At 63.1% G+C, this 13,551-nt stretch carries 12 protein-coding genes; 10 read left to right on the forward strand and 2 right to left on the reverse strand.

Features of this window, described 5'->3' with window-relative positions:
* The first annotated feature begins 198 nt into the window (after positions 1 to 198).
* From F6S08_RS06040 to dacB, 6 genes are all read left to right on the forward strand, one after another.
* Positions 199 to 834, forward strand: coding sequence for a response regulator transcription factor (locus tag F6S08_RS06040; RefSeq protein WP_065948977.1), 636 nt, complete (start codon positions 199 to 201; stop codon positions 832 to 834).
* 93 nt (positions 835 to 927) lie between these two features.
* Entirely contained in the window at positions 928 to 1,398 is a 471-nt protein-coding gene (locus tag F6S08_RS06045) for a nuclear transport factor 2 family protein (RefSeq protein ID WP_315871386.1), read from the forward strand.
* A 36-nt stretch (positions 1,399 to 1,434) separates the two neighbouring features.
* Entirely contained in the window at positions 1,435 to 1,710 is a 276-nt protein-coding gene (locus tag F6S08_RS06050; RefSeq protein WP_065924326.1) for a GIY-YIG nuclease family protein, read from the forward strand.
* 75 nt (positions 1,711 to 1,785) lie between these two features.
* The gene (locus F6S08_RS06055; RefSeq protein WP_065924210.1) at positions 1,786 to 2,721 is read left to right on the forward strand and encodes a glutathione S-transferase family protein; all 936 of its coding nucleotides are present in this window, start codon (positions 1,786 to 1,788) and stop codon (positions 2,719 to 2,721) included.
* A 109-nt stretch (positions 2,722 to 2,830) separates the two neighbouring features.
* Positions 2,831 to 5,248 carry a TonB-dependent receptor gene (locus F6S08_RS06060; protein WP_315871387.1) on the forward strand — a complete coding sequence of 806 codons (2,418 nt, stop codon included), beginning with the start codon at positions 2,831 to 2,833 and terminating at the stop codon, positions 5,246 to 5,248.
* A gap of 296 nt (positions 5,249 to 5,544) precedes the next feature.
* On the forward strand, positions 5,545 to 6,990 hold the full coding sequence (gene dacB / locus F6S08_RS06065) for a D-alanyl-D-alanine carboxypeptidase/D-alanyl-D-alanine-endopeptidase (RefSeq protein ID WP_315871388.1): 1,446 nt from the start codon (positions 5,545 to 5,547) through the stop codon (positions 6,988 to 6,990).
* 1 nt (position 6,991) lies between these two features.
* Here dacB and F6S08_RS06070 read toward each other — a convergent pair whose 3' ends face one another.
* The gene (locus F6S08_RS06070) at positions 6,992 to 7,771 is read right to left on the reverse strand and encodes an IclR family transcriptional regulator (protein ID WP_315871389.1); all 780 of its coding nucleotides are present in this window, start codon (positions 7,769 to 7,771) and stop codon (positions 6,992 to 6,994) included.
* Between the two features lie 120 nt (positions 7,772 to 7,891).
* Between F6S08_RS06070 and hmgA the strand changes: the two genes are divergently transcribed.
* Genes hmgA through F6S08_RS06090 form a run of 4 tightly spaced genes read left to right on the forward strand, consistent with a single transcriptional unit; the run spans position 7,892 to position 12,536 of the window.
* Complete coding sequence (hmgA, locus tag F6S08_RS06075; protein WP_065924206.1) at positions 7,892 to 9,175, forward strand: homogentisate 1,2-dioxygenase; 1,284 nt, start codon at positions 7,892 to 7,894, stop codon at positions 9,173 to 9,175.
* 3 nt (positions 9,176 to 9,178) lie between these two features.
* Entirely contained in the window at positions 9,179 to 10,465 is a 1,287-nt protein-coding gene (gene fahA, locus F6S08_RS06080; RefSeq protein ID WP_065924205.1) for a fumarylacetoacetase, read from the forward strand.
* A 12-nt stretch (positions 10,466 to 10,477) separates the two neighbouring features.
* On the forward strand, positions 10,478 to 11,116 hold the full coding sequence (gene maiA, locus F6S08_RS06085; protein WP_074843986.1) for a maleylacetoacetate isomerase: 639 nt from the start codon (positions 10,478 to 10,480) through the stop codon (positions 11,114 to 11,116).
* Positions 11,117 to 11,165: 49 nt separating this feature from the next.
* Entirely contained in the window at positions 11,166 to 12,536 is a 1,371-nt protein-coding gene (locus tag F6S08_RS06090; RefSeq protein ID WP_315871390.1) for an aromatic acid/H+ symport family MFS transporter, read from the forward strand.
* A gap of 172 nt (positions 12,537 to 12,708) precedes the next feature.
* Here the strand turns inward: F6S08_RS06090 and F6S08_RS06095 are convergent, their stop codons facing one another.
* The gene (locus F6S08_RS06095) at positions 12,709 to 13,512 is read right to left on the reverse strand and encodes a SirB1 family protein (RefSeq protein ID WP_065924202.1); all 804 of its coding nucleotides are present in this window, start codon (positions 13,510 to 13,512) and stop codon (positions 12,709 to 12,711) included.
* Positions 13,513 to 13,551 lie beyond the last annotated feature (39 nt).

Raw genomic sequence — 13,551 nt, forward strand, 5'->3', positions numbered from 1 at the left:
AGCCATTGCTGTTTGTAGGAAAAATAAAGCCTGAATTGCAGTCTATGGATGTAGGGTTTTTCTTTTTATTTTGTAGGCCTGCATAGAGCAGCTACGAAACGTTGATCGCAACGCAAACGCCTGGATTTAGACGGTTGTTGAGGGCCGCGGGCGAGGGTATTTTGCGCTGAATCAAGTTGCCATCATCTGTGGGTGTTTATGCTTCGCGTGATTATTGCTGACGACCATCCCATCGTGCGTATCGGGCAGCGAGTGGTGGTCGAGGCCAATGGCAGGTGCAAAGTGGTCGGCGAGGCCGATGGCCCTGACCAACTGCTGCGTTTGCTGGAGACGACCCCCTGTGACGTGCTGGTGACCGATTTCGCCATGCCGGGTGGCCAGCAGGCCGACGGGTATGGCTTGTTGAGCCTGTTGCACCGCCAGTACCCGACGTTGCCGGTGATTCTGGTCACGATGTTCGCCAACGTCGCCACGTTGCGCGCCTCTTTTGCCCATGGGGCCCAGGCGATTGTGGCCAAAAGTGCCTCGGCCAAAGAGTTGCCGCTGGCGATCAATTCGGTCAGCGCAGGCCAGACCTTTGTCAGCGAGTGCTTGCGGGTGCAATTGATACAGGCTGGAACCGGCGACCAGTCGCAACAGCCACAGTTGTCGGGCAAGGAACGGGAGGTGGTGCGCATGCTGGCCAGTGGGCTGACGGTCAGCCAGATCGCCGCTCGGGTCAATCGCAGCATCTCGACCATCAGCAAGCAGAAAAGTACGGCGATGCAGCGTCTGTGCATCTCTACCGATGTCGACTTGTTCGCCTATGCCCGCAGTTGCGGCATGGTGCCGTAGCTGCACCGGCATTCGCCGGATAAATGCCGATAGTGTTCAACCGCGCCAGGGCTTATCGTACCGAGCCCTGAACCTGATGGATGGAAGCTGCCCATGAGTGACGCCCACACCGCGCTGATCACCACGTTCTACAGTGCGTTTCAACGGCTGGATGCCGAGGCCATGAGTGCCTGCTACACCGAGGATGTACTGTTCAGCGACCCGGCTTTCGGCGAGTTGCGCGGGCGCGATGCCGGCGACATGTGGCGCATGCTGACCACGCGGGCCAAGGATTTTTCGCTGACGTTCGACCAGGTTCGCAGCGATGACACCACGGGCAGTGCCCATTGGGTGGCGACTTACCTGTTCAGCCAGACCGGCAATATCGTGGTCAACGATATCCAGGCGCGTTTTGTGTTTCGTAACGGCAAGATCTGCGAGCACCACGATCACTTCGACCTGTGGCGTTGGTCGCGCCAGGCATTGGGCACCAAGGGCCTGCTGCTGGGCTGGACGCCGCTGGTGAAAAACGCCGTGCGCGCCCAGGCGAACAAAGGCTTGAAGGCATTCCAGGCCAGTCGTTGATAAGCTTGGCGCTCCTCTGGTGTGTTGAAGCTTGCCGTGACTGATCCCGCTGAACCCAAACCCTGGTACGTCTACCTGGTGCGCGCCGCCAACGGCGCGCTGTATTGCGGCATCAGCAATGACCCGCTGCGCCGGTTCGCCTCGCACCAGAGCGGCAAAGGCGCGCGGTTTTTCCTGAGCAGCCCGGCGGTGGCGCTGGTGTATACGGAGCAATGCGCGAGCAAGGGCGAGGCGCTGCGCCAGGAGCGGTTGATCAAGAAACTGAAGAAGAGCGCCAAGGAATGTCTGGCGGCGCAGGGCTCATTGATCTGACTGATAGGCTCCCATCACGCCACCAGAGCCGGTTGCACGCTAAGCTGCGGGTTCATTTACCCCGTGGACCCCAGCATGCCTGAGCTAATCCTGCACCACTACCCAACGTCTCCTTTCGCGGAAAAAGCTCGGCTGCTGCTGGGCTTCAAAGGTTTGTCCTGGCATTCGGTGCATATCTCGCCGGTGATGCCCAAGCCAGACCTGACAGCCCTCACCGGCGGCTACCGTAAAACCCCAGTGCTGCAAGTGGGCGCCGATATCTACTGCGACACCGCCTTGATCGCCCGCCGCCTGGAGCAGGAAAAAACCGCGCCCGCGCTGTTCCCGCTCGGCCAGGAAATGATCACCCAAACCTTTGCTACCTGGGCCGACAGCGTGGTGTTTGCCCACGCGGTGAGCCTGGTGTTTCAGCCGGAATCGGTGGCGGTGCGCTTCGGCAAACTGCCGCCGGAAGCGATCAAGGCGTTTCTCGCCGACCGCGCCGCGCTGTTCAGCGGCGGCACCGCGAGCAAGTTGCCAGCCGAACTGGCCAAGCACCAATGGCCAGCGATCATGGCGCGCCTGGAGCAGCAATTGCAGCGCGAGGCCGGGGACTTCCTGTTTGGCGAGCCGTCGATTGCCGACTTTGCCCTGGCCCACCCGTTGTGGTTCCTCAAGGCCACGCCGGTGACTGCGCCGTTGGTGGATGCTTATCCGGCTGTGTCTGCATGGCTGGGCCGCGTGCTCGGTTTCGGCCACGGCACGTCCAGCCAGATGACGGCCGAGCAGGCCTTGGAGATTGCGCGCGACGCCACACCGGCAGCGTTGCCGGACGAAGTGTTCGAGGACTTGAATGGCTTTAAGGCCGGCCAGCAGGTGAGCATCAGCGCCATCGACTACGGCGTCGACCCGGTCGCCGGCGAATTGCTGTTTGCCGGGCGCGAAGAACTGATCCTGCGCCGTACCGACCCACGCGCCGGCACCGTGCACGTGCACTTCCCGCGCTTTGGTTTTCGCCTTCAGGCGCACTAACTGAAAATATTTGCAAATAAACGTGAGGTAAACCGGCGGCCCATCCGTGTAGTGCTTGAAACTGCGATCTATTCGCATTAACTGCGTTTTCTACACGGGTTCTCACAGCATGAAGTCGACGGCGGGCGGTTTGGTTAAACAGTGGCTGGGAGCCTCGGTACTGGCGGTATCGGGGCTGGCCTTGCTGCCCCTGTGTGTGGCACAGGCGCAGGAGCAGCAAAGCGCCCAGTTCAAGTTTGCCCTGGCTGCCAAACCGCTGCCCCAGGCCCTGAGTGATTTCAGCCGGGTCACCGGTATCAGTGTGATCTACACCGATGAAGCGCCCTACGGCCTCAGCGCCCCGGCGGTCAGCGGGCAGATGAGCGCGACGCAGGCCTTGCAACGCCTGCTGGGCAACTCCGGGTTCACCTTCCGCCAGATCGACGCCCGCACCCTGGCGCTTGAGCCGCTGCCGACCGACGGCGCGGTCAACCTCGGCGCTACCACCATCAGTGGCATCGGCCAACCCCAGGACAGCACCAGCTACCAGCCGCCGCCCACCAGCTCGGTGATGCGCTCCCGTGCCTTGCTGCTGGAAACCCCGCAGACCGTCAACGTGGTCCCCGCCCAAGTGCTGCGCGACCAGACCCCGCGCAATCTGGATGACGCCCTGGGCAACATCAGCGGCATCACCCAGGCCAACACCCTGGCCAGCACCCAGGACGCGGTGATGCTGCGCGGCTTTGGCGACAACCGTAATGGCTCGATCATGCGCGACGGCATGCCGGTGGTGCAGGGCCGTGCGTTGAACGCCACGGCGGAGCGTGTCGAAGTGCTCAAGGGCCCGTCCTCGCTGCTGTATGGCATCCAGGACCCGGGCGGCGTGGTGAATATCGTCAGCAAAAAGCCCGAGCTGACCCAATCCACAGCCCTGACCGTGCGCGGCTCCACCTTCGGCAACGGCAAGAACGGCAGCGGTGGCAGCCTCGACACCACCGGGCCGATCGGTGACTCGGGCCTGGCCTATCGCCTGATCGTCGACCATGAAGACGAAGACTACTGGCGCAATTTCGGCACCCACCGCGAGTCGCTGGTGGCGCCGTCCCTGGCCTGGTACGGCGATTCAACCAAGTTGTTGTTCGCCTACGAACACCGCGAATTCCTCTCGCCGTTCGACCGCGGCACCGCCATCGACAAGTCCAACCACCCGCTGGACATCCCGGCCACTCGCCGTCTGGACGAGCCGTTCAACAACATGGAAGGGCGTTCCGACCTGTACCGCTTTGAAGCCGACCACGACTTGAACGACGACTGGAAAGCCCATTTCGGCTACAGCTGGAACCGTGAGACCTATGATGCCAGCCAGGTGCGTGTCAGCGCGGTAAATACCAACGGCACCCTGACCCGCAAGATGGACGGCACCAAAGGTGCGATCACCACCGACCGTTTCGCCACGGCCAGCCTGGAAGGCAAGGTCAATGTGCTGGGCATGCAGCATGACCTGGTGTTCGGCCTGGACGACGAGTACCGCAAGATCTACCGTGCCGACCTGATTCGCCAGAACTCGCGCGGTACGTTCAACTACAACAACCCGGTGTACGGCAACGAAGTCGCGGGCACTACCGTCAGCGCCGCCGACAGCGCCCAGACCGACCTGTTGCGCAGCGACTCGCTGTTCTTCCAGGACGCGATTCACCTGACCGACCAGTGGATCTTTGTGGCCGGTGCGCGCTATCAGATGTATGACCAGTACGCCGGCAAGGGCGTGCCGTTCAAGGCCAACACCGACGGCAACGGCCAGGCCTGGGTGCCGCGTGCCGGCCTGGTGTATCGCTACACCGATGAGTTGTCGTTCTACGGCAGCTACACCGAGTCGTTCAAACCCAACTCCACCATCGCCGCCTTGGCCGATGGCAGCACGTTGACCGGTGACCTCACGCCGGAGGAATCCAAGTCGTGGGAGCTGGGCGCCAAGCTCGACATCCCCGGGCGCATCACCGCCAGCGCAGCGTTGTTCACTATCGACAAGCGCAATGTGTTGGTGTCGGTGGGCTCCGGCGCCAACACCATCTACAGCATCGCAGGGCAGGTGCGTTCCCGTGGCCTGGAACTGGACGCCAGCGGCCAGTTGACCGACAAGTGGAGCCTGATCGGCAGCTACGCCTTCACCGACGCCGAAGACATCAAGGACAACGACCCGACGCTGGAAGGCAACCGCCTGCAAAACGTGGCCAAGCACACCGGCTCGCTGTCGGTGGCCTACGACTTCGGCAACATTTTCGGCGGCGACCAATTGCGCGTGGGCACCGGTGCACGCTACGTCGGCGAACGCGCAGGCGACGCCGCCAACGACTTCAACCTGCCGGGCTACACCGTGGCTGACGCCTTCGCCACCTACGACACCAGGATCGACGGGCAGAAGGTCAAGTTCCAGGTCAACGTGAAAAACCTGTTCGACCGCGTTTACTACACCTCGGCGGCCAGTCGCTTGTTTGTGTCCATGGGCGATGCGCGGCAGGTATCGGTGTCCAGCACCCTGGAGTTCTAAAACCTGGCGAGCTCCCTATGGCAAGTGTGCTCCTTGTTGTGGGCAGGCTTCCTCTGGTGAGCGGGCTTCCTCTGGTGAGTGGGCTTCCTGTGGTGAGTGGGCTTCCTGTGGTGAGCGGGCTTGCCCCGCGTTGGGCTGCGAAGCAGCCCCAAAACAGACTCTGCAGTGTTCCTGAAAAAACACGGCTGCATCAGCAAGGGCGGCTTCGCCACCCAACGCGGGGCAAGCCCGCTCGCCACAAAGGTACGGAGCTGTTAGCGTTGCGGCCATTAATGGCTTTGCGGAACACAGTACTGATGCACTTTGGACGATGGCTGCACATGCTGTGCCTGAGCGTTTTACTGGGCGGCTGCGCGAGTGTTTCGCAGCCTTCCACGCCTTCAACCCTGGATCAGCTGTTGGCCGATCCTATCCTCAACGGCGCCACGGTTTCTATCATGGTGCGCGACGCCCGCAGCGGCAGTACCCTCTATCAGCACAACCCGCGCACCCGTCTGATTCCGGCTTCCAACCTTAAGTTGCTCACCACCGCTGCGGCGATGGATGTGCTGGGGCCGCAATACCGTTTTTCCACCCAGCTGTTGAGCAACGGCACCCGGCAAGGCGAGCGCCTGGCCGGCAACCTGTACCTGCGCGGCCTCGGCGACCCGACCACGCAGTTCGTCGACTACCAGGCATTGGCCGCCCAGTTGGCGAGCCGGGGCGTGCGCCAGGTACAAGGCGACCTGGTTTTCGACGACACCTGGTTCGACGCCGAGCGCCTGGGCGTGGATTGGGCGCAAGACGATGAAAGCACCTACTACGGCGCGCAGATTTCGGCATTGACGGTGTCTCCCAATGCGGATTTTGACGCGGGCACCTTGCTTGTCACCGCGAAGGCGCCCGTCGCGCTCGGCCAGCCAGTAAGCGTGATGCTGAGCCCGTCCACCGACTACGTGCAACTGAGCAACCGTGCCGTCAGCGGCCCCGGCAACAGCTACGCCATTACCCGCCAGCACGGTACCAACCTGCTGCAACTCAGCGGCGCGCTCGCCCCGGGCAAGCAAAGTCGGCAGTGGGTGAGTGTGTGGGAACCGACGCAACTGGTGGCCAATCTGTTTGAGCAGGCCTTGGCGCAGCAGGGCATCCAGGTGCTGGGCCGGCGCGTGATCGGTGGCGCCAGCCCCGCGACGGCGACAGTGTTGGCGGAGCATCAATCGGCGCCGTTACAGGACTTGATCACACCGCTGCTCAAGCTCTCGAACAACAACATGTCCGAAGCGTTGCTCAAGGCCATGGGCCGCAAAACGGCCAACGCGGGTACGGCGGCGGCGGGCGTGGTGGCGGTAGCGGCGTTCATGCAGCGCCAGGGCCTGGACCCGGCGACGCTCAGCCAGGTGGATGGCTCAGGTTTGTCGCGGCGCAATCTGGTCTCGTCGCAGAACCTGACCGACCTGCTGCTGGCTAGCGCCAAACAGCCCTGGTTCGACGCCTGGTACAACGCCTTGCCGATTGCCGGCAATGCCGACCGTATGACCGGCGGCAGCCTGCGTTATCGACTGCGCGGGACGGCTGCGGAAAACAACCTGCACGCCAAGACCGGCTCCATGGCCGGCGTATCATCGCTGAGCGGCTATATCACCGATGCCGAGGGACGGCGCCTGGTGTTTTCGATGATCAGTAATAACTACGTCAGCGACGCAGCCCCTGTCCGCGCCCTCGAGAACCGCATGGCGTTGGCGCTGGCCCAGTGGCACGACTAGCTCAGGGCTGGTAGCCCATCCGCCAACTCACGGCCTGGGTCGCCGCCAGCAAACGCTGCGCCGCCGGGCCATCTTCGTCGGCGTGGAACAGCGAGGTGGGGCCGACCACGGTCATCACCGCTGCCACTTGCCCGACCGCGTTGAACACCGGCGCCGACAACGCATCCACCCCCGGCATCAGCAGGCCATGCACAAAGTGCAGGCCACGGTTGCGGATTTGTTCGCAGGTGGTGGCGTAAGCCTGGTCGTCGGCGAGGGCATGGGCGATGCCAGCCTGGACCTCGCGCTCACGCAACTCGACGGTTTCCCGCGACGGCAGGAAGGCACTGAACACCAGCCCGGTGGACGAACTGAGCAGGGGCAACACCGACCCCAATTGTGTCACCACCGTCACCGCGCGTACTGCCGGTTCGATCTGCACCACCGTCGCGCCCTGGTTGCCCCATACCGCCAGGAAGCAGGTTTCATTCAACTCGTCGCGCAGCTCTGCCAGGGGCATCGCGCCGACTTTCAGCACGTCCATGCTGCCCAGTGCGGCCAGGCCCACGCGCAATGCTTCGCGCCCCAGGCCGTAATGGTTGGTGGCGGCGTTCTGTTCGGCAAAACCCGAGGCGATCAGCGCCTGTAAATAACGATGCACCTTGCTCGCCGGCATCTGCACATGATCGGCCAGCCGCGACAACGACGTGGAGGGCGACAGTTCGGCCAGGGCCTTGAGGATGTCGGTGCCTACTTCGGCCGAGCGGACTTTCTGTTTACCGGTGTCGCGGGGCTTTTCCATGGAGGGGCGAGAATCCGAGAGATGAATGGGCGTCTTTATAGCTTGACGGTCGATAGTGATCAAATTACGTTATGCGTAACTGGATTACGATAAAAACAACTTCCGCCTTGAGGATGATCCATGAACCTCGAATACCTGTCGGGCTTCGGCAATGAATTCGCCAGCGAAGCCCTGCCCGGCGCCTTGCCGGTCGGCCAGAACTCTCCGCAAAAAGCACCCTACGGGCTGTATACCGAACTGTTTTCCGGCACCGCCTTCACCATGGTGCGCAGCGAAGCCCGCCGCACCTGGCTGTACCGCATCCAGCCATCGGCCAATCACCCGGCGTTCGTCAAGCTGGAGCGGCAGCTGGCCGGCGGCCCGTTGGGGACGGTGACGCCCAATCGCCTGCGTTGGAACCCGTTGGATATTCCGAGTGAGCCGACGGACTTTATCGACGGCCTGGTCGGCATGGTGGCCAACTCAGGGGCGGAAAAACCCTCAGGCATCAGCATCTACACCTACCGCGCCAACCGCTCGATGGACCGCGTGTTCTTCAATGCCGACGGCGAACTGTTGATCGTGCCCGAGCAGGGCCGCCTGCGCATCGCCACCGAACTGGGGGTGCTGGACGTCGAGCCGCTGGACATTGTCGTGTTGCCCCGTGGCCTCAAATTTCGTGTCGAACTGCTGGATGCACAGGCGCGCGGTTACGTCGCCGAAAATCATGGCGCGCCGCTGCGCCTGCCGGACCTGGGGCCTATCGGCAGCAACGGCCTGGCCAATCCGCGTGACTTCCTCACCCCGGTGGCCCACTACGAAGACCTCAGGCAACCGACCACGCTGGTGCAGAAATTCCTCGGTGAACTGTGGGCGTGCGAGCTGGACCATTCACCACTGAACGTGGTGGCCTGGCACGGCAATAACGTGCCGTACAAATACGACCTGGGCCGCTTCAACACCCTTGGCACCGTGAGTTTCGATCATCCCGATCCGTCGATCTTCACCGTATTGACATCGCCCACCAGCGTGCACGGCCTGGCCAACCTCGACTTCGTGATCTTCCCGCCGCGCTGGATGGTGGCCGAGAACACCTTCCGTCCGCCGTGGTTCCACCGCAACCTGATGAACGAGTACATGGGCCTGATTCAGGGCGCCTACGACGCCAAGGCCGAAGGCTTCCTGCCCGGTGGCGCGTCGCTGCACAGCTGCATGAGCGCCCACGGCCCGGACGGCGAGACCTGCACCAAGGCCATCAACGTGGACCTGGCACCGCACAAGATCGATAACACCATGGCCTTCATGTTCGAGACCAGCCAAGTGCTGCGTCCCACTCAGTTCGCCCTGGAGTGCCCGCAACTGCAACCTTCCTATGACGCGTGCTGGGCCTCGTTGCCCGTCACCTTCAACCCGAACCGGAGATAACCCATGACGCAGCCAACCCCTACCCGCAGTTGGGTAGCCTCCGCCAATGGTCACCGTGATTTCCCCCTGCAAAACCTGCCGCTGGGTGTGTTCAGCATCAACGGCTCGGTGCCGCGCAGTGGCGTGGCGATTGGCGACGCGATCCTCGACCTGCACGCCGCCGTGGATGAGTTTGAAGGCGAAGCCCGCCGCGCCGTTGATGCGACTGCGGGCGGCCAGTTGAACGCCTTTTTCGAGCTGGGCCGTGGCCCGCGCGTGGCCTTGCGCGAGCGCCTCCTGGAGCTGCTCGCCGAGGGCAGCAAGCTGCAGGCCCGTGAAGCGCAGGTGCTGCACCGCGCCGCCGATTGCCAGATGCACCTGCCGGCGAAGATCAACGACTACACCGACTTCTACGTCGGCATCGAGCATGCGCAAAACGTCGGCAAACTGTTCCGCCCGGATAACCCGCTGTTGCCGAACTACAAGTACGTGCCGATCGGTTATCACGGCCGCGCCTCGACCATTCGCCCCTCGGGTGCTGACGTCCGTCGCCCCAAAGGCCAGACCTTGCCGGCCGGCCAGACCGAACCAAGCTTCGGCCCCTGCGCGCGCCTGGACTACGAACTCGAGCTGGGCATCTGGATCGGCCAGGGCAACGCCATCGGCGACTCGATTGCCATCGGCGATGCAGCCGAGCATATCGCCGGTTTCTGCCTGCTCAATGACTGGTCGGCGCGGGACATCCAGGCCTGGGAATATCAGCCGCTGGGCCCGTTCCTGTCCAAGAGCTTCATCACCAGCATTTCACCGTGGGTGGTCACGGCCGAAGCCCTGGAACCGTTCCGCAAAGCACAGCCGGCGCGGCCCGAAGGCGATCCGCAGCCACTGCCGTACCTGCTGGATAAGCGTGACCAGGCCGCTGGCGCCTTGGATATCGAACTTGAGGTGCTGTTGACCACCGCCGCCATGCGCGAACAGAACCTGCCGGCCCATCGCCTGGCCCTGAGCAACAGCCTGCATATGTACTGGACCGTCGCGCAATTGGTGGCGCACCACAGCGTCAACGGCTGCCAATTGCAGGCCGGCGACCTGTTTGGTTCGGGGACGTTGTCGGGTCCTGAGGCCGGGCAGTTCGGCAGCCTGCTGGAGATGACCGAAGGCGGCAAGAAGGTCATCGAGCTGCCTTCCGGCGAAGTGCGCCGGTTCCTGGAGGATGGCGATGAAGTCATCCTGCGCGCCCGCTGCAACCGTGAAGGCTTCGCCTCCATCGGCTTCGGCGAATGCCGTGGCACTGTGGTCTCGGCGCGCTAGGAGGGCAGGGCGATGGAACTCTATACCTACTACCGCTCTACGGCGTCCTACCGGGTGCGCATCGCCCTTGCGCTCAAGGGCCTGGTTTTCACTGCGGTGCCCGTCAACCTGCTGGTGCCGGCGGGTGGCGCCAATCGCCAGCCCGAATACCTGGCCATCAACCCCCAAGGTCGCGTTCCGGCCTTGCGCACCGATGACGGCGAGCTGCTGATTCAGTCCGCGGCGATCATTGAATACCTGGACGAACGTTATCCACAGGCGCCGCTGCTTTCCAAGGACATGGCCACCCGTGCCCATGAACGCGCAGTGGCGTCGATCATCGGCTGCGATATTCACCCGCTGCACAACTCCAGCACCCAGAACCTGTTGCGTCAGTGGGGACATGACGAGGCGCAGGTGCTGGAGTGGATCGGGCATTGGATCAGCCAGGGGCTGGGGGCAGTGGAGCAGTTGATTGGCGATAAGGGCTATTGCTTTGGCGAGCAGCCGGGCATGGCCGAAGCCTTCCTGATTCCCCAACTGTATGCGGCGGAGCGCTTCAAGGTGCCGTTGGGGGCGTATCCGCGCATCGGCAGGGTGGCGGCGTTGGCGGCGCAGCATCCGGCATTTATCCAGGCCCATCCGGCCAATCAACCCGACACTCCTGAGTGATCGTGCCCACGCAGAGCGTGAGCACAATAATAAAAACAGGTACCTTGCGATGCTCAATCAGATTGCCAGCTTTCGCGCGGCACTCGATGCCCGTCCGGTGTCGCGCTACCAGTGGTTGATTCTCCTGTTGCTGGCCTTGTTGCTGGTAACCGATGGCTACGATGCCCAGGTGCTGGGTTATGTGGTGCCGGCGCTGGCGTCGGATTGGGGGCTGGAAAAGGCCGCGTTCGGACCGGTGTTCAGTGCCAACCTGCTGGGGCTGACCTTGGGCTCGTTGCTGGTGACACCCCTGGCCGACCGCTTTGGCGTACGCCGCATCCTGCTGGGCTGCGTGCTGATCTATGCCAGCCTCACGGTGTTGATGATCTTCGCCAGCTCGCTGACAACGCTGATGGCGGCGCGCTTTATTTGCGGTATCGGCATGGGCGGCGCGATGCCCAGTGCCATGGCGTTGATGTCGGACTATTCCCCGCCACGTTTGCGCACCTTGATGGTGACGTTGGCGGCGTGCGGCTTCTCGTTCGGCGGCGCAGCCGGTGGGTTTGTGGCCGCAGGATTTATCGACGGCTTTGGCTGGCAGGCGGTGTTTCTTGCCGGCGGCGTGACGCCGTTGCTGCTGTTCCCTTTCCTGGTGTGGCTGCTGCCGGAATCCCTGCCGCGCCTGCTGCGCGATGCGCCGCCGTATGCACGCTTGCATAAGGTCACCGCGCGCATGTTGCCTGGGTGGCGTGCGCCGCTGGCGGGCGAGGAAGAAAACCGCCACGAGCAGGGCAGCCCGTTGACGGTGGTGGAGCTGTTTCGCCATGGCTATGCACGCCCGACCGTGCTGATCTGGGCGACCTTCTTTGTCAGCCTGATCCTGCTGTATTTCATGATCAGCTGGTTGCCGTCGCTGCTGCTGGAAAGTGGCCTGGCGTTGAGTGAAGCCAACCTGGTGACCTCGATGTTCCTGTTCGCCGGCACCTTGGGTGCCATCGGCATGGCCTGGTTTGCCGATCGATTGAAGCACAAGGTGCGGCTGTTGTCCGGCGTGCTGGCGGCAGCGGCGGTGTGTACCGCGCTGCTGGGGCTGAACCACGACAATCCGCGCTATCTGGTGGCCTGTGTGTTTGCCGCCGGGTTTTGCATCATCGGCGGGCAACTGACCCTTAATGCTTTCGCCAGCAATTTTTATCCGGCGCATGTACGCGCCACTGGTACGGGTTGGGCATTGGGTGTAGGGCGCTTCGGCTCGATCCTGGGCCCGTTGCTGGGCAGCATGCTGCTGGCGATGCATATTCCGGTGCAGCAGATTTTCTTCTTCTGCGCGATTCCGGCGGTGATCGCGGCGTTGTTGATCATTCAAGTGCGCTCGCCCGCGCCTGACGCGCCGAAGAGCTCTTTGCACGGCGATATCCTCAAGGTACCGGCCAATCACTGAAGATGTTGCATCTACATCGAGCAGGATCACTGTGGTGAGCGGGCTTGCCCCGCGCTGGGCTGCGTAGCGGCCCCAAAAATCGTGGGAGCGCTTCGCACTCCAGCGCGGGGCAAGCCCGCTCACCACAGAAGGCCGCTCACCACAGGGAAATAGGCGCTTGAGAGCAGTGGGTTCAATGCACCACGGAGTTGGGCGGCAGGTGCCCCAGGCGCTCAGTCAGGCGCAAGCGTTGGATCGGGTCTTCGCTGAGCATCAGCGCGTGTTCAAGGTCGAAGCGCTCGGCGTTGGGGCAGTCCAGGCGTTGATACAGGCTGGCCCGTGCGAGGTAATCGGCAGCGCTGGCATTGCCCAGTTCCAGCACGCGCTCGGCGTCGATCAGCGCGGCCAGGGGGTTGTCATTGGCCAGGTGCAACTGGCGCAGGTTGCGGGACAGCCGTTGCAGGATCGAACGGGGTTCGGCGGTGTGCAAGTGGTCGACCTGCAACTTGAGGTTGGGGCCATACTGGCGTTGCAGCAGCTCGCGGCAATCGTTGGGGTACAGGCGTCGTCCGCCGCAGGGGTCCAGCAGGTGATCGGCACCGGGCACCCGCAGCAGGAAGTGGCCGGGAAAGTTGACGCCGACCATGGGAATGCCCAGGCGTCGCGCCAGCTCCATGGCAATCAACCCCATGGCCAGGGGCTGCCCGCGTTTGCGTTGCAACACCTTGTCCAGCAGGGCGGCGGCGGGGCGCAGCGGGGTGAAGTCATCCTGGGCGAAGCCGAGGTCATTCATGCGTCGCAGCAAGGGTTGGCCCAGTTCATCCGCCGGCAGCAGGGGCATGCCCAGGCTGACCTGTTGCTCGAGCAGTTTCAGGTCCTGCATGATCAACGCCGGTTGCACCGCCGGGTCATGCTCGGCGGCGATCCACAGCGCGGCTTCAAACAGCGCGGGGGGCGAACGTTCCAGGCAGGCGAAAAAAGCGTGACGGGGATTCATTGCATTCTCCGGCGAATGCCCCCGTTTTAGCCTTGCTGG

It is taken from the genome of Pseudomonas sp. JV449 (assembly GCF_032424295.1).
GTDB lineage: Bacteria > Pseudomonadota > Gammaproteobacteria > Pseudomonadales > Pseudomonadaceae > Aquipseudomonas > Aquipseudomonas marginalis.

Coding starts and splice junctions, on each gene's coding strand:
- F6S08_RS06040 (WP_065948977.1), top strand. CDS start 199: ATGCTTCGCGTGATTATTGCTGACGACCATCCCATCGTGCGTATCGGG.
- F6S08_RS06045 (WP_315871386.1), top strand. CDS start 928: ATGAGTGACGCCCACACCGCGCTGATCACCACGTTCTACAGTGCGTTT.
- F6S08_RS06055 (WP_065924210.1), top strand. CDS start 1,786: ATGCCTGAGCTAATCCTGCACCACTACCCAACGTCTCCTTTCGCGGAA.
- F6S08_RS06060 (WP_315871387.1), top strand. CDS start 2,831: ATGAAGTCGACGGCGGGCGGTTTGGTTAAACAGTGGCTGGGAGCCTCG.
- dacB (WP_315871388.1), top strand. CDS start 5,545: ATGCACTTTGGACGATGGCTGCACATGCTGTGCCTGAGCGTTTTACTG.
- F6S08_RS06070 (WP_315871389.1), bottom strand. CDS start 7,771: ATGGAAAAGCCCCGCGACACCGGTAAACAGAAAGTCCGCTCGGCCGAA.
- hmgA (WP_065924206.1), top strand. CDS start 7,892: ATGAACCTCGAATACCTGTCGGGCTTCGGCAATGAATTCGCCAGCGAA.
- fahA (WP_065924205.1), top strand. CDS start 9,179: ATGACGCAGCCAACCCCTACCCGCAGTTGGGTAGCCTCCGCCAATGGT.
- maiA (WP_074843986.1), top strand. CDS start 10,478: ATGGAACTCTATACCTACTACCGCTCTACGGCGTCCTACCGGGTGCGC.
- F6S08_RS06090 (WP_315871390.1), top strand. CDS start 11,166: ATGCTCAATCAGATTGCCAGCTTTCGCGCGGCACTCGATGCCCGTCCG.
- F6S08_RS06095 (WP_065924202.1), bottom strand. CDS start 13,512: ATGAATCCCCGTCACGCTTTTTTCGCCTGCCTGGAACGTTCGCCCCCC.